This is a genomic window from Streptomyces sp. NBC_00012 (assembly GCF_045040875.1).
GTDB lineage: Bacteria > Actinomycetota > Actinomycetes > Streptomycetales > Streptomycetaceae > Streptomyces.
In genome coordinates this window covers 3,088,968-3,105,249 of sequence record NZ_CP108309.1, presented here as the reverse complement: position 1 = coordinate 3,105,249, position 16,282 = coordinate 3,088,968, and the positions used below count along the sequence as shown (strand labels likewise).

Genomic DNA, 16,282 nt, shown 5'->3' with positions numbered 1-16,282 from the left:
CACCCTCGGCATCAGCACACCCACCAGGACCGGCGATCCACGTGAGCTCCTCCTCCTTCACCCGGCACAGTCCGCACCGCCAGACACGGCAGCGGGCCGCCGGAGCGTACCGGCTGGTGCGCACGCCGCCGGGCTCCGTGGACCCTCCTCTCCTGGACGCAGCGCAGCGCGCGGTGGTTGATCACTCCGGCGGACCGCTTTTGGTCCTCGCCGGACCCGGCACCGGCAAGACGACCACGCTCGTCGAGTCGGTCGCCGCACGCATCGCGCGGGGCGGCGACCCGGCCCGCGTCCTGGTGCTCACCTTCAGCCGCAAGGCCGCCGTGGAGCTGCGCGACCGGATGGCCACCCGCCTCGGCGCCGCCCGCGGCCCGCAGGCCACCACGTTCCACTCCTTCTGTTACGCACTGGTCCGCGCCCACCAGGACGCCGACCTCTTCGCCGAACCGATGCGGCTGCTCTCCGGGCCGGAACAGGACGTCACCGTCCGCGAGCTGCTCGCCGGCCAGCTCGGACTGGAGCGGGACGGCTTCGCGCACATCCGCTGGCCCGACGAGCTGCGGGCCTGCCTGACCACCCGTGGCTTCGCCGACGAGGTGCGAGCGGTGCTGGCCCGCAGCCGCGAGCTGGGCCTGGGACCGGACGCGCTGGCCGCCTTCGCCCGCCGCACCGGCCGGCCCGACTGGGGCGCCGCCGCCGAGTTCCTCGCCGAGTACCTGGACGTGCTGGACGCGCAGGGGGTGCTGGACTACGCGGAGCTGGTGCACCGGGCCGTGCTGCTCGCGGAGCGCCCCGAGGTGTCGGCGCTGCTCGCGGGGCAGTACGACGCGGTGTTCGTCGACGAGTACCAGGACACGGACCCGGCGCAGGTGCGGCTGCTGCACGCGCTGGCCGGCAACCGGGGGAGCACCCCGGGTGCGGGGGGCGGCCGGGACCTGATCGCCTTCGGTGACCCGGACCAGTCGATCTACGCGTTCCGGGGCGCCGACGTGAACGGCATCCTCGACTTCCCGGAGACGTTCCGGCGGGCGGACGGCGCCCCGGCCCCGGTCGGCGTGCTCACCACCTCGCGGCGTTCCGGCGGACAGCTGCTGGCCGCCACCCGGCTGCTCACCCGCCGGATGCCGCTGACCCGGCTGCCCGCGGCGAAGGTCCGCGCCCACCGCGAACTCGCCGCGGTCCGCGAGGGCGGCAGCGTGGAGGCGTACACCTACCCGACCGCGTCCACCGAGCTGGAGAACATCGCCGATCTGCTGCGCCGGGCGCATCTGGAGGACGGCGTCCCGTGGAACGAGATGGCGGTGCTCGTACGGGCCGGCGGCCGCACGCTCCCCTCACTGCGCCGGGCCCTGACGTCGGCCGGTGTGCCCCTGGAGGTCGACGGGGACGACCTCCCCCTGCGCCACGAACCGGCGGTGGCCCCGCTCCTGACAGCCCTGCGCGCGGTCGCCACGGCGGCCCTGCACGGGAGTGCGCCGGGAGCGGAGGAGGCTTCGGTGGCGGAGGACGCGGAGGGGGCTCCGCCGGCGGAGGACGCGGGGGGCGCGGAGAAGGCGGGGGAGGCTTCCCCGGCGGAGGACGCGGCGGCTCCGGTGCCGGCGGAGGGTGCGGGCGCGGGGGCTCCGGTGCCGGCGGAGACGTCCTCCTGGCTGGACACCGAGACCGCCCTGACCCTCCTCGCCTCCCCCCTCGGCTCCATGGACGCGGCCGATCTGCGCCGCCTCGGCCGGGCCCTGCGCGACGAGGAGCGGGCCGCCGGGAACCGCGTACCGGCGCCCTCCGGCGATCTGCTGGCCCGAGCGCTCGCCGAACCCGAGCGGCTGGTCGCGCACGATCCGGCGTACGCCCGCGGTGCCCAGCGCCTCGGCGCGCTGCTGCGCAAGGCGCGCGAGCTCCTCGAAGGCGGCGGCACCGCGGAGGAGGCCCTGTGGACCCTGTGGTCCGGCACCCCGTGGCCGGGCCGGCTGGAGCGCGCCGCGCTGCGCGGCGGCGCGGGCGGCCGCAATGCCGACCGCGACCTCGACGCCGTCTGCGCGCTCTTCGACACCGCGGCCCGCGCCGAGGAACGCACCGGCGGGCGCGGGGCGCTCAACTTCCTGGAGGAGGTCGACGCCCAGGACATCGCCGCCGACACCCTCTCCAGGCGGGCGGTGAGCCGCGACGCCGTACGGCTGATGACCGCGCACCGTTCCAAGGGCCTGGAGTGGCGCCTCGTCGTCGTCGCGGGCGTGCAGGAGGGGCTCTGGCCGGACCTGCGCCGCCGCGGTTCACTGCTGGAGGCGGACCGGATCGGCCGCGACGGCCTGGCCGAACCGCTCACCCCCGGCGCCCTCCTCGCCGAGGAGCGCCGGCTCTTCTACGTCGCGGCGACCCGTGCCCGCGAACGGCTCGTCGTCACCGCGGTCAAGGCGCCCGCCGACGACGGCGACCAGCCATCCCGCTTCCTCACCGAGCTGGGCGCCGAGCCGCGCGACGTCACCGGCCGGCCACGCCGCCCGCTCGCCGTCGCCGCGCTGGTCGCCGAACTCCGCGCCACCACCGTCGACCCCGAAGCCTCCGACGCCCTGCGCGAGGAGGCCGCCCGCCGCCTCGCCCGCCTCGCCGCGCTCACCGACGACGAGGGCCAGCCGCTCGTACCGGCGGCCCACCCCTACCGCTGGTGGGGCCTGTACGAACCGACCCGCTCCGCCGTTCCGCTCCGCGACCGGGACCAGCCCGTGGCCCTCTCCGGCAGCGCGCTCGACCAGCTCGCCAACACCTGCGCGCTCCAGTGGTTCCTGGGCCGCGAGGTGAAGGCGGACGCCCCGGCGACGGCGGCGCAGGGCTTCGGCAACGTGGTCCACGTACTCGCCGACGAGGTGGCCTCCGGACGTACCCCCGCCGATCTCGCCGTCCTGATGGAGCGGCTGGACTCGGTATGGGACGGGCTCGTCTTCGACGCCCCCTGGAAGTCCCGGCAGGAGAAGGAACAGGCCCGCGCCGCGCTCGAACGCTTCCTGCGCTGGCACGTCATGGACCGCACCGGCCGCACCCCTGCCGCGAGCGAGCACGATTTCGACGTGACACTGGGGGCGGGGGAGTACGAGGTGCGCATCCGGGGCTCCATGGACCGCGTCGAACAGGACGCCGAGGGCCGCGCCTACGTCGTCGACTTCAAGACCGGCAAGCAGTCCCCGACCAAGGACGAGGTGGCCCGCCACCCCCAGCTCGCCGTCTACCAGCTGGCCGTCCGGGAAGGCGCCCTCGACGAGGTCTTCGACGGCAGACGCCCCGAGCCCGGTGGCGCCGAACTCGTACAGTTGCGCCAGCCCGCCCCCAAGAAGGAGGGCGGTGAAGCGCTGCCCAAGGTGCAGGCGCAGGAACCGCTCGCCGGTGAATGGGTCTCCGACCTGCTGGCCACCGCCGCCGGCCGGGTCCTGGACGAAAGCTTCACCCCCACGACCGGCCAGCACTGCACGCACTGCTCCTTCCGGGCCTCGTGCAGCGCCCAGCCGGAGGGCCGCCACGTCCTGGAGTGAGCGGGCGGGTGTTCACCGGCCCGGACACTGCCGTCCGCACGTTGTCAGCACGTCCGGTTAGCCTTTCTGGGGTGTCCTCACGTATCACCGATCCCGAGCAGCTCAAGGAGCTCCTCGGGATCCCGTTCACCCCGGAGCAGACGGCCTGCATCACCGCGCCGCCCGCCCCGCAGGTGATCGTGGCCGGAGCCGGGTCGGGGAAGACCACGGTGATGGCGGCCCGCGTGGTGTGGCTGGTGGGCACCGGCCAGGTCGCCCCGGAGCAGGTCCTCGGGCTGACGTTCACCAACAAGGCGGCCGGTGAGCTCGCCGAGCGCGTCCGCAAGGCCCTGATCGCGGCCGGGGTCACCGATCCCGACGCCATCGACCCGGACAACCCACCGGGCGAGCCCAGCATCTCCACGTACCACGCGTTCGCCGGCCGGCTCCTCACCGAGCACGGACTGCGCATCGGACTCGAACCCACCACCCGCCTCCTCGCCGACGCCACCCGCTACCAGCTCGCCGCCCGCGTGCTGCACGAGGCCCCCGGCCCCTACCCGGCCCTGACCAGGTCGTTCCCCACCCTGGTCAGCGATCTGCTGGCGCTCGACGCCGAGCTCGCCGAACACCTCGTACGCCCCGAACAGCTCGCCGAGCACGACACCGGCCTCCTGCACACGCTCGAATCGGCCCGGCTCAGCAACGCCGAGCTGCGCCGGATCCCCGAGACCGCCGAGGCCCGCCGCGAGCTGCTCCAGCTGACCCGGCGCTACCGCGAGGCCAAGAAGAGCCGCGACCTCCTCGACTTCGGCGACCAGATCGCGCTCTCCGCCGAGCTGGCGCTCACCCGCCCCGAGGTCGGCGTGATCCTGCGCGACGAGTTCCGGGTCGTGCTGCTCGACGAGTACCAGGACACCTCCGTCGCCCAGCGGCTGCTGCTCTCCGCCCTCTTCGGCAGCGGCCCCGCGGGCACGACCGGGCACGCCGTCACCGCCGTCGGCGACCCCTGCCAGGCGATCTACGGCTGGCGCGGCGCCTCCGTCGCCAACCTCGACGACTTCCCGCTCCACTTCCCGCACGCCGACGGCGCCCCCGCCACCCGCTACTCCCTCAGCGAGAACCGCCGCAGCGGCGGCCGGCTCCTGCACCTCGCCAACGGCCTCGCCGCACCCCTGCGTGCCATGCACGAGGGCGTCGAGGCGCTGCGCCCCGCCCCCGGTGCCGAGCGCGACGGCATCGTCCGCTGCGCACTGCTGCGTACCCACGCCGAGGAGATCGACTGGCTCGCCGACTCGATCGCCCACCTGGTGCGGGCCGACAAGGAACCCCGCGAGATCGCCGTCCTGTGCCGCACCGCGGGCGACTTCCCCGAGATCCAGGCCGCGCTGGTGGCCCGCGACATCCCGGTCGAGGTCGTCGGCCTGTCCGGGCTGCTGCACCTGCCCGAGGTCGCCGACCTCGTCGCGGTCTGCGAGGTGCTCCAGGACCCCGGCGCCAACGCCTCCCTGGTCCGGCTGCTCACCGGCCCCCGCTGGCGGATCGGCCCCCGCGACCTGGCCCTGCTCGGCCGCCGGGCCAGACTCCTGGTGCACCGCGCCGCCCACGGCGACGACGAGGACTTCGACCCCGACCGGCGGCTCGCCGAGGCCGTCGAGGGCATCGACCCGGCAGAGGTGATCTCGCTCGCCGACGCACTGGACACCTTCCTCGCATCGGGCGGCGAGGAGGACGACGGACTTCCGTTCTCCACCGAGGCCCGCATCCGCTTCGCCCGCCTCGCTGCCGAACTGCGCGACCTGCGCCGCTCGCTGGCCGACCCGCTGATGGACGTGCTGCACCGGGTCCTCGCCACCACCGGCCTGGAGGTCGAGCTCTCCGCTTCGCCGCAGGCCCTGGCCGCCCGCCGCCGAGAGACCCTCGCCAATTTCCTCGACGTCGCGGCCCGCTTCGCCGCCGTCGACGGCGAGGCCACGCTCCTCGCCTTCCTCGCCTTCCTGCGCACCGCCGTCCAGTACGAGAAGGGCCTGGACAACGCCCTGCCCGGCGGCGAGAACACCGTCAAGGTCCTCACCGCCCACAAGTCCAAGGGCCTGGAGTGGGATGTCGTCGCCGTGCCGGGCCTGGTCACCGGCCAGTTCCCCAGCGGCCAGTCCCGCGACGCATGGACCGCCCAGCCGAAGGTCCTTCCGCACGCCCTGCGCGGGGACCGGGCGACCCTCCCGGATGTCCACTCCTGGGACGCCAAGGGGCTCAAGGCGTTCAAGGAGGAGATGAAGGAGCACCAGCACACCGAGGAGCTCCGCCTGGGATACGTCACCTTCACCAGACCCCGCACCCTGCTGCTCGGCTCCGGCCACTGGTGGGGCCCGTCCCAGAAGAAGCCGCGCGGCCCGTCCGGCTTCCTGCACGCGCTGTACGAGCACTGCGCGGCCGGACACGGCGAGATCGAGGTCTGGGCCGACGAACCGGCCGAGGACGAGGAGAACCCGGCGCTCGACGGGAAGTCCGCCGACCAGGCGTGGCCGCTTCCGCTCGACGGCACCGCGCTGACCCGCCGCAGGGCCGCCGCGGACACGGTGATGGCGCACCTGGAGGCTCTGGCCACGGCGGGGGGCGTGCCGGACACGTACGCGGCGCTGCCCGACGAGGCTCCGGGGCCGGACGCCGACGGATACGACGCCCCTTACGACGACGCCTACGACGCCCCTCGCGGCGACGCTCACGAAGCCCCTTACGACGACGCCCCGTTCCCGGACGACGAGGCGCACTCCGACGACGCCGACGACTGGGACGCACTGTCCACGGAGCGCCCGCCGTCCCCCCGCCGCACCGCCGCGCCCGTGCCGCACGTGCCCGCGGCCCGCACCCCGGAGCCCGACGGGGCGCGACGCCTCACTCCGGAGGAGGCCCGCACCCTCGCCTCCTGGGACCGCGACCTCGACGCGCTCGCCGGCGAGCTGCGCCGCGCCCGTGCCACCGTGCGCGACGTCCTCGTACCCGCGTCGCTCTCCGCCACCCAGCTGCTGCGCCTCGCCGACGACCCCGACGGCTTCGCCCAGGAGCTGGCCCGCCCGATGCCGCGTCCCCCGCAGCCGGCGGCCCGCCGGGGCACCCGCTTCCACGCCTGGGTGGAGTCCCGCTTCGAGGAACTGCCGCTGCCCATGCTCGGGCCCGACGAGCTGCCCGGCGGCCACGGGAGCGACGCCGAGATCGCCGACGAGCACGACCTCGCCGCACTCAAGGAGGCCTTCGAGCGCACCCCGTACGCCCGCCGCACCCCGTACCGCGTCGAGACGCCGTTCCAGATCACCCTGGCCGGCCGGATCGTCCGGGGCCGCATCGACGCGGTGTACCGCACCGGGGACACGTACGAGATCGTCGACTGGAAGACCACCCGCACCAACACCGCCGACCCCCTCCAGCTCGCGGTCTACCGCCTGGCCTGGGCGGAACTGCACGACCTGCCGCTCACCGACGTCACCGCCACGTTCCTGTACGTGCGCAGCGGCGAGACCGTCCACCCCACGCACCTCCCGGGCCGGGCGGAGCTGGAACGGATCCTGCTGGACGAGAGTCCCTGAGGGCTGTCCAGACCCTGTCGATCAGCAGCTGGGCGCGGGCGGTCGCGAACAGCCGCCGCTGCGCCGCGAGCCTGCCGGGGGTGGCGGCGGTGTCGAAGACGGCTGTGACGACCCCGAGGGCATGGTCTCGGGATCGACCGTCGCGTCCGGGGAGCCGGGCGCCGGTGTGGACGAGGCAGGGGCAGCCGGGGCGTCGGCATTGTCGGCGATGGTCCGATTCACCGAGGAGCCACTGATGAGCGGGACCCCGAACACCGCCAGCAGCAGACCGACGACAGCGGTGATCGCCGAGGCCCACGCCGCTGTCTCACCGGTCCGCCGGCCCGGTGGCGTACCCCGCACCCGAAGCGCCCAATTCCCTCTCCCCCTCGTCCTCGTGCACCCGGCACTGCCCCGCAAGGCCGGTCAAGAGGCCATCCAACTGGAGGAGCGGCCGGTGCCGACAGGTATTTGGCCACAACGGGGCGGGGAAGGCCCGGTACCGCTTGCGGGAGGACCCCGCCGGGCGAGGCACTAGGCTCAAGGCCATGAGCGACACCCCGGACAGCGCCGTCCGTACGTACACCGAGCAGCACCGCACAGCCTTCCTGGACGACCTCGCCGCCTGGCTGCGCATCCCGTCCGTATCCGCCCAGCCGGAGCACGACGGGGACGTACGGCGCAGCGCCGAGTGGCTGTCCGCCAAGCTCACGGAGACCGGCTTCCCGGTCGCCGAGATCTGGGAGACGCCCGGCGCCCCCGCGGTCTTCGCCCACTGGCCGTCCGACGACCCGGACGCCCCGACCGTCCTCGTCTACGGGCACCACGACGTGCAGCCCGCCGCCCGCGAGGACGGCTGGGACACCGACCCGTTCGAGCCGGTGATCCGCGACGGCCGCATGTACGGGCGGGGCGCCGCCGACGACAAGGGGCAGGTGTTCTTCCACACCCTCGGCGTCCGCGCCCACCTCGCAGCCACCGGCCGCACCGCCCCCGCCGTCAACCTCAAGCTCCTGATCGAGGGCGAGGAGGAGTCCGGTTCGCCGAACTTCCGTGCCCTGGTCGAGGAGCGGGCCGGGCGGCTCGCCGCCGACGCGGTGATCGTCTCCGACACCGGCATGTGGGACGAGTCGACCCCCACGGTCTGCACCGGCATGCGCGGCCTCGCCGAGTGCGAGATCGAGCTGTACGGCCCCGAGCAGGACATCCACTCCGGTTCGTTCGGCGGCGCGGTCCCCAACCCGGCGACCGCCGTCGCCCGGCTCGTCGCAGCGCTGCACGACGCGGACGGCCGGGTCGCGATCCCCGGTTTCTACGACGGTGTGGCCGAACTCACCGACACCGAGCGCGCGCTCTTCGCGGAGCTGCCCTTCGACGAGGCCACCTGGCTGCGCACCGCCAAATCCCGCGCGGCGTCGGGCGAGGCCGGCTACTCCACGCTCGAACGCATCTGGGCCCGCCCCACCGCCGAGGTCAACGGCATCGGCGGCGGCTACCAGGGCGCCGGAAGCAAGACCATCATCCCGTCCTCCGCCCTGGTGAAGATCAGCTTCCGGCTGGTCGCGGGCCAGGACCCCGACCGCGTCCAGCAGGTGGTCGGGGCCTGGGCCGCAGCACAGGTCCCGGCCGGTGTCCGGCACCGGATCACCTTCGCCCCGGCAACCCGCCCCTGTCTGACGCCGCTGGACCACCCCGCCCTGCAGGCGGTGGCCCGCGCCATGGGACGGGCCTTCGGCCAGAAGATCCTCTTCACCCGCGAAGGGGGCTCGGGACCCGCCGCCGACCTCCAGGACGTGCTCGGCGCTCCCGTCCTCTTCCTGGGCATCTCCGTACCGTCCGACGGCTGGCACGCCCCCGACGAGAAGGTCGAGCTGGACCTTCTGTTCAAGGGCGTCGAGACGACCGCGCACCTCTGGGGCGAGCTGGCCGCCGCACTCCGCTGAATCCTCTGAACACCCGATCCATCCCGGGGGAGTAGGAAGCACCTGTGAGCACCTTCGACAACGCCACCGCAGACCGTCCCATCGGTCTCACCGCGCCCAGCGGCATCGACCGCGCCGCGCACCACCGCCTCGACGAGGCCTGGCTGTCCGCCGCGTGGAGCCACCCGACCACCCGCGTGTTCGTCGTCTCCGGCGGCCAGGTGCTGATCGACGACACCGCCGACGGCGGTACGGAGATCGTCATGACCCCGGCCTTCGAGGCCCCGGTCACCGAGACCCACCGCTACTTCCTCGGTACCGACGAGGACGGCGTGAGCTACTTCGCGCTCCAGAAGGACTCCCTGCCCGGCCGCATGGACCAGCCGGCCCGTCCGGCCGGGCTGCGCGAGGCCGGTCTGCTGCTCGGGCCGCGCGACGCGGGCCTGATGGTGCACGCGGTGGCCCTGGAGAACTGGCAGCGCCTGCACCGCTTCTGCTCCCGCTGCGGCGAACGCACGGTCATCGCGGCGGCCGGCCACATCCGCCGCTGCCCGGCCTGCGGAGCCGAGCACTACCCGCGCACCGACCCCGCGGTGATCATGCTGGTGACCGACGACCAGGACCGCGCCCTGCTGGGCCGCCAGGTGCACTGGCCCGAGGGCCGCTTCTCGACGCTCGCGGGATTCGTCGAGCCGGGGGAGTCGATCGAGCAGTCCGTGGCGCGCGAGGTGTTCGAGGAGGCGGGGGTCACGGTCGGCGAGGTCGAGTACATCGCCAGCCAGCCCTGGCCGTTCCCGTCGAGCCTGATGCTCGGTTTCATGGCCAGGGCCACCTCCTCCGAGATCAATGTGGACGGCGAGGAGATCGAGGAGGCCCGTTGGTTCTCCCGCGAGGACCTGAAGGCCGCCTTCGAATCGGGCGAGGTCATGCCCCCGTTCGGCATCTCGATCGCGGCGCGCCTGATCGAGCTCTGGTACGGCAAGCCGCTCCCGAAGCCGGGCAGCGTCGGCTGACACCCGGGCAGGTACGCGAACGCCCCCTCCGGTGCTCCACCGGAGGGGGCGTCGCCGTACGGCGGGAGCGCGCGTCCTGACCGGGCGGCGAGCGCCGGGGCCAAGCGGCGAGCTTGCCTGGATCAGACGGCGAGCGCCTGCTTCACCTGAGCCAGGGACGGGTTCGTCATGACGGCCTCGGCACCCGTGGAGCCGACCACGAGGACGGTGGGAACGGTCTGGTTGCCCCCGTTGGCCTTCTCGACGAAGGCCGCGGACTGCGAGTCCTGCTCGATGTTGATCTCGGTGTACGCGATGCCCTCGCGGTCCATCTGGCTCTTGAGCCGACGGCAGTAGCCGCACCACGTGGTGCTGTACATCGTCACAGTGCCCGACATGTCCTGGCGCTCCTCTGTCTCGTCCGTTGTCTCGTCGGTCTTCTCAGACCCGTCCGTCTCATCCGTCTCATCCGTCATGCGGAGAAGCCGGACCGTGCGTCACCGCACGGAAGGGGAACGTACGCGAGGCAACCACCATTCCCGCCACCACCCCGCATCGGCGTCGTCCTCCGCAGGACTGCGCGGTCACCTCGCATCGCACGAGGCGGGTCACCTCACGCGAGGCGGGTCACCTCACATGAGGCGGGTCACCTCGCATTAGTACGACAGATACGGCTCCCCTGTGGACAACCTCCGCGTCCGCCGCTCCCGACCTGGCAGCATGGCGGGGTGACAGCAGCAACGCATTCCTCCCTTTTCCCTCAGGTCCCCGAGTCGGCCGACGCCGTGCTCGACGGCCTGGACCCCGAGCAGCGCGAGGTCGCCACGGCCCTGCACGGCCCGGTGTGTGTGCTGGCCGGAGCCGGTACGGGCAAGACGCGTGCGATCACCCATCGCATCGCCTACGGGGTGCGCGCCGGGATACTCCAGCCGACGAGTGTGCTTGCCGTCACGTTCACCAACCGCGCCGCCGGCGAGATGCGCGGACGGCTGCGCGAGCTGGGCGCGGGAGGGGTCCAGGCCCGGACGTTCCACTCCGCCGCCCTGCGCCAGCTCCAGTACTTCTGGCCGAAAGCGGTCGGTGGTGACCTGCCCCGGCTGCTGGAGCGCAAGGTCCAGCTGGTCGCCGAGGCCGCGGCCCGCTGCCGTATCCGGCTCGACCGGAACGAGCTGCGGGACGTCACCAGCGAGATCGAGTGGTCCAAGGTCACCCAGACCGTGCCCGGCGACTACCCGGCCGTGGTCGCGAAGACCCAGCGCGACGCCCCGCGCGATCCGGCCGAGATCTCCCAGATCTACGCGACGTACGAGGAGCTGAAGCGCGACCGATCGGTGATCGACTTCGAGGACGTGCTGCTCCTCACGGTCGCCATCCTCCAGGACCGCCACGACATCGCCGACCACGTCCGCCGCCAGTACCAGCACTTCGTCGTCGACGAGTACCAGGACGTCAGCCCGCTGCAGCAGCGGCTGCTGGACCTCTGGCTCGGTGACCGGGACACCCTGTGCGTCGTCGGCGACGCCAGCCAGACGATCTACTCCTTCACCGGAGCCACCCCCGACCACCTCCTGAACTTCCGCACCCGCCACCCCAACGCGACGGTGGTCAAGCTGGTCCGGGACTACCGGTCCACCCCCCAGGTCGTCCATCTGGCCAACGGACTGCTCAGCCAGGCCCGCGGCCGCGCCGCCGAGCACCGGCTCGAACTGGTCTCGCAGCGCGAGCCCGGCCCCGAGCCCGCCTACACGGAGTACGCGGACGAGCCCTCGGAGGCGGAGGGCACCGCCCGCCGGATCCGGGATCTGATCGCCGTGGGAGTCCCGGCCGGCGAGATCGCCGTGCTCTACCGGGTCAACTCCCAGTCCGAGGTCTACGAGCAGGCCCTGGCGGACGCGGGCGTGCCGTACCAGCTGCGAGGCGCGGAGCGGTTCTTCGAACGGGCGGAGGTGCGGGAGGCCGGAGTCGCCCTGCGCGGCGCCGCCCGCGCCGGGGGCAACGACTCCCTGCTCGACGACGCGGAGGGGCTGCCCGCGGAAGTGCGCGCGGTGCTCTCCACCAAGGGATGGACCACGGAGCCCCCCGCGGGTTCAGGGGCGGTGCGCGACCGCTGGGAATCCCTGGCCGCCCTGGTCCGGCTCGCCGAGGACTTCGAACGGGCCAGGCCCGGCGCGACCCTCTCCGATCTGGTGGCGGAGCTCGACGAGCGGGCCGCCGCCCAGCACGCCCCCACGGTCCAGGGGGTCACTCTCGCCTCGCTCCACTCCGCGAAGGGCCTGGAGTGGGACGCCGTGTTCCTGGTCGGCCTGACCGAGGGCATGATGCCGATCACCTACGCCAAGACCGACGAGCAGATCGAGGAGGAGCGCCGGCTGCTGTACGTCGGCGTCACCCGGGCCCGCCTCCACCTCTCGTTGTCATGGTCGCTCTCCCGCTCGCCCGGCGGCCGCGCCGGACGGCGCCCGAGCCGGTTCCTCAACGGCCTGCGTCCGGGCTCGGTGCCGCTCGGCGCGCGCGGCACGGCCGGTGGCGGCGGGATCGAGCGGGGCCCGGCCGGGCCGGTGGCCAAGCGCAGCCGTCGCGGCCCTGCCCGGTGCCGGGTCTGCGGCAGGACCCTCACCGACGCCGGCGAGATGAAACTGATGCGCTGCGAGGACTGCCCCTCCGACATGGACGAGGCGCTGTACGAGCGGTTGCGCGACTGGCGGGCGGTCAGGGCGAAGGAGATCGGCCAGCCCGCGTACTGCGTGTTCACGGACAAGACACTGATGGCGATCGCCGAGGCCGTACCGGGCAGCGAGGGCGAACTGGCGGTGATCCCTGGTGTCGGCGCGCGGAAGCTGGGCCGGTTCGGGACCGCCGTCCTGGCCATTTGTGCAGGTGGGACGGTGGAGGAGGCACTCGGGGAGGCGGCTGGCGAGATGTGAGAAAAACTCGTCGAAAAAATAGTTTGCGCCCGCCCCAGTCATCACCATAGGTTCTTAACCACGGGAACAGCGACTTCTCTGAAGCCCTGGCCCTGTGCTGTACTTATCCGAATACGTAGGACCGGCCCGCCGGTCCGCCCGAGACGCCGAGAGGAGGCGATTGAAGTGATCAGCATCATCAAGACCAACAAAATGACCGATCTTTCGGTCGTCTCCGCCTGCTCGCTCGGCCTCACCCGCTCTTCCGAGTCCTCGCTCCGTGGCACCGGTCTGTCCGGCATTTCTGTCGCCCGTCCGCTGTCCCCTGCGAGCCTCCCTGTGCGGGAGCGCAATGAGCGACCGGCTCAGGCACCGGCAGCAGCAGTAGCGAAGGGACAGGCCCCGGCCTATGCCTTTGCGGCCGTCGGTGCGGGAGCGGAATCCGGCGCCAAGAAGCAGACGATGCAGCACCACACGATGTGGGCCTTCCGTGGGCCTGAACCCTGGAGTGATCCAGCCTGATTCACCATCAGGCCGGCGCCTTCAGGGCCGCGGAACCCCACTCGGGATCCGCGGCCCTTTTGTTTTGTCCCAACGGACGAGACAGCACGAAGGAGCCTCGGGACAAGCAACACCCGGTACCAGCCGCCACCCGGCCAACAGGCCGGAACGACCAGACGAGGACACCACCCACCGTGCAACTCGAAGCGCACGCCCCGTCCGTACCGCCTTCCGAAACGATCCCGCCGCCCGGCCTCACGGAGGACTCCACCTTGTTCCCCCTCACTGCGCTCACCGCGCTCGACGACGCCATCGAGAACCTCGGCGTGCCCGTCCCGTGCCGCTCCTATGACCCGGAGGTCTTCTTCGCGGAGTCGCCCGCCGACGTCGAGTACGCCAAATCCCTCTGCCGCACCTGCCCGCTCGTCGAGGCCTGCCTCGCCGGCGCCAAGGAGCGTCGCGAGCCGTGGGGCGTCTGGGGCGGTGAGCTCTTCATCCAGGGCGTCGTCGTCGCTCGCAAGCGGCCGCGTGGTCGTCCGCGCAAGAACCCGGTCGCGGCGTGATCGCCGGACTGGGGGCCACGGCCCCCAAACCCATGAAGCGCATCGGAACCATCGACCGTCCCCACACCCACGATCCCCGAAATCAGGCAGCAATGTCCGTCCCCACCAACGAGCCCGTCGGCTCCGCAACACCGAACGTCAAGATCATCGGCGCGAACGACTCGCGTCAGAACAGGACCCGCGAGATGCAACTCATCCCAGAAGCCCTGGCTCGTGCTCATATGCACGACCGCATGAGGGAGGCCGATACGGAGCGCCAGGCGGTACGCCTGATCAATGCGCGCCGTATGCAGCGCCGGGCCGAGCGCGCTTCGATGCGCGCCCGTCGTGCGCTGGCCATGGCCGTCATGCACTAGTCGGGCCGTACACCAGCAGCACCCGCTGCCGGGCAGCCGCTCTGCCCGGCAGCAACCAGTACCCACAGGCAGTACCCCTTCCGCGGGGCCGGTCCGCAACGGACCGGCCCCGCGGTCCTGCTGCGCGACGGTCGTGCCGCGTGGCGGTGCGGCGCGGCGGCGGCGGAGTTATCGTCACGAGGTGGACGAGGAGACTCATCACCGGATTCAGCGACCCGCGCCGAGCGAGAGCGACGCCGCAGTCGTCACCTGTGCCCTGTGCGGTACCTCCGCCGACGGTGACACCGCACCGCCGACCTGGATCTGCTCCGTGGAGAACGGCAGACGGCAGTACTTCTGCGAAGAGTGCGCCCGCACCCACATCAGGGCGATCGAGGGCCGGCTGGACTCCGCCTGGTGGTGACCCGCCCGACGGCAGCGCAATCACCGTCGGCAAGGCCCCCACCAGCGCTCAGGCCGTTACCAGTGGCACAAGGCCCCTCACCAGCGGCAACGCGCCCACCAGCGGCAACGCGTAGGCCGCGACGCCCCGGCCTACGCCCCCAAGGGCGCCTCGCCCGCCAACTCCTGTACCTCGAGCTCCTGTACCTCGGGATCCTGAATCGTGGGCTCTTGTACCTCGGGCTCCTGCTCCTCCTCCAGGAGAAGGCCCGGCAACCAGGATTCGAGCTCGTCGCGCAGACGGACCGTCGCACCCAGCTGGCACAGCACCCCGATCGTGCTCAACGTCACCCGGTGTATCAGCAGATAGGCCGGCGGCAGATTCAGCTGCTTGCCGAGCTGGTGGGCGGGGGAGCGGGGATCCGCGATCCGCGCCGCCTGATTGCGCATCCAGCTCCGGGTGAACGTGAACTCCTCCACCTGCGCCGGTTCGATGATCGGGAGGAGATAGTCGAGCACCGCGTCCGGGTCCAGGTCGATCGTGTCCTTGACGAACCCCTCCTCGCGCAACAGCTCGTAGACCGCTTCCGCCTCGCCCGCCAGTGTCAGCCGCAGGGAGTCCCCGATGGTCTGCGGCAGACCGCCCGGCAGCCGGTCCACCGTCCCGAAGTCCAGCACTCCGAGCCGCCACTGCCCGGCCTCGCCGGATTCCTCGTCCGGAGGCAGCAGCCGGAAGTTTCCCGGGTGCGGGTCCGCGTGCAGCAGACCGGTGCGCGCGGGTCCCGAGAAGAGGAAGCGCGCCAGCAACTGGCCCGCCCGGTCCCGCTGCTCCGGAGTGCCCTCCGCGATCACGTCGGACAGCGGAACACCGTTCATCCACTCCGTCACCAGCACCTGGTCGGACTGGTGCACCACACCGGGGATCACGACATCCGGGTCGCCCGCGAACTCCTCGGCATGGTCCTGCTGCGACCGCGCCTCCTGCTCGTAGTCCAGCTCCTCCGAGACCCGGTCACGCAGCTCCGTGATGAGCGGATTGATGTCCATCCCGGGGATCAACGGGCCGAGCAGGCGGGCGAATCGGCTGAGCTGGGTCAGATCCGAGAGCAGTGCCTCTCCGGCGCCCGGATACTGCACCTTCACCGCGACGTTCCGACCGTCGTGCCACACTGCCCGGTGCACCTGGCCGATCGAGGCCGCGGCCGACGGCTTGTCCTCGAATTCGAGGAACAACTCCCGCCAGTCCTCGCCGAGCCGTTCCTCCAGCACCGCGTGGACGGTAGCGCTGGGCATGGGTGGTGCGGCTTCCTGGAGCTTGGTGAGCGCCGCCCGGTACGGTCCGGCGACCTCCTCGGGCAGGGCCGACTCGAAGACGGACAGGGCTTGCCCGAGCTTCATCGCCCCGCCTTTCAACTCGCCCAGAACCTTGAACAACTGGTCCGCGGTGCGCTGCTGCACCTCCCGGGCGACCAGCTCCGCCGATCTCCCGCCGATCCGCTTGCCCAGCCCCCACGTCGCACGGCCGGCGAAGCCCAGAGGCAGGGCGGCCAACTTGGCGGTACGGGTGACCGCTTTCCGGGGTAGATCAGACATGAGCCCCTCCA

The 16,282-nt window shown here is 72.4% G+C and carries 11 protein-coding genes; 9 read left to right on the top strand and 2 right to left on the bottom strand.

Annotated features, from left to right (window positions below):
• The first annotated feature begins 41 nt into the window (after positions 1 to 41).
• The 4 genes from OHA19_RS14105 to nudC all read left to right on the top strand — a co-directional run bounded on the left by OHA19_RS14105 (position 42) and on the right by nudC (position 9,995).
• A complete protein-coding gene (locus tag OHA19_RS14105) occupies positions 42 to 3,518 on the top strand; it encodes an ATP-dependent helicase (RefSeq protein WP_405750387.1) in 3,477 nt (1,158 codons plus the stop codon).
• A 71-nt stretch (positions 3,519 to 3,589) separates the two neighbouring features.
• On the top strand, positions 3,590 to 7,081 hold the full coding sequence (locus OHA19_RS14100; protein WP_405716460.1) for a UvrD-helicase domain-containing protein: 3,492 nt from the start codon (positions 3,590 to 3,592) through the stop codon (positions 7,079 to 7,081).
• A 527-nt stretch (positions 7,082 to 7,608) separates the two neighbouring features.
• Entirely contained in the window at positions 7,609 to 9,003 is a 1,395-nt protein-coding gene (locus tag OHA19_RS14095) for a dipeptidase (protein ID WP_405716461.1), read from the top strand.
• 44 nt (positions 9,004 to 9,047) lie between these two features.
• Positions 9,048 to 9,995 (top strand): NAD(+) diphosphatase, encoded by a 948-nt coding sequence (gene nudC / locus OHA19_RS14090; RefSeq protein ID WP_405716462.1) that lies wholly within the window; start codon positions 9,048 to 9,050, stop codon positions 9,993 to 9,995.
• Positions 9,996 to 10,117: 122 nt separating this feature from the next.
• Here the strand turns inward: nudC and OHA19_RS14085 are convergent, their stop codons facing one another.
• The gene (locus tag OHA19_RS14085; RefSeq protein WP_405716463.1) at positions 10,118 to 10,372 is read right to left on the bottom strand and encodes a mycoredoxin; all 255 of its coding nucleotides are present in this window, start codon (positions 10,370 to 10,372) and stop codon (positions 10,118 to 10,120) included.
• Positions 10,373 to 10,702: 330 nt separating this feature from the next.
• Between OHA19_RS14085 and OHA19_RS14080 the strand changes: the two genes are divergently transcribed.
• From OHA19_RS14080 to OHA19_RS14060, 5 genes are all read left to right on the top strand, one after another.
• Entirely contained in the window at positions 10,703 to 12,898 is a 2,196-nt protein-coding gene (locus OHA19_RS14080) for an ATP-dependent DNA helicase UvrD2 (protein WP_405716464.1), read from the top strand.
• A 165-nt stretch (positions 12,899 to 13,063) separates the two neighbouring features.
• The gene (locus OHA19_RS14075; protein ID WP_405716465.1) at positions 13,064 to 13,399 is read left to right on the top strand and encodes a hypothetical protein; all 336 of its coding nucleotides are present in this window, start codon (positions 13,064 to 13,066) and stop codon (positions 13,397 to 13,399) included.
• Between the two features lie 173 nt (positions 13,400 to 13,572).
• Positions 13,573 to 13,941 carry a WhiB family transcriptional regulator gene (locus OHA19_RS14070; RefSeq protein ID WP_405716466.1) on the top strand — a complete coding sequence of 123 codons (369 nt, stop codon included), beginning with the start codon at positions 13,573 to 13,575 and terminating at the stop codon, positions 13,939 to 13,941.
• A gap of 32 nt (positions 13,942 to 13,973) precedes the next feature.
• On the top strand, positions 13,974 to 14,297 hold the full coding sequence (locus tag OHA19_RS14065) for a hypothetical protein (protein WP_405721842.1): 324 nt from the start codon (positions 13,974 to 13,976) through the stop codon (positions 14,295 to 14,297).
• A gap of 181 nt (positions 14,298 to 14,478) precedes the next feature.
• Positions 14,479 to 14,700 carry a hypothetical protein gene (locus OHA19_RS14060; RefSeq protein ID WP_405716467.1) on the top strand — a complete coding sequence of 74 codons (222 nt, stop codon included), beginning with the start codon at positions 14,479 to 14,481 and terminating at the stop codon, positions 14,698 to 14,700.
• Positions 14,701 to 14,831: 131 nt separating this feature from the next.
• Here the strand turns inward: OHA19_RS14060 and OHA19_RS14055 are convergent, their stop codons facing one another.
• The gene (locus tag OHA19_RS14055; protein WP_405750385.1) at positions 14,832 to 16,271 is read right to left on the bottom strand and encodes an ABC1 kinase family protein; all 1,440 of its coding nucleotides are present in this window, start codon (positions 16,269 to 16,271) and stop codon (positions 14,832 to 14,834) included.
• Positions 16,272 to 16,282 lie beyond the last annotated feature (11 nt).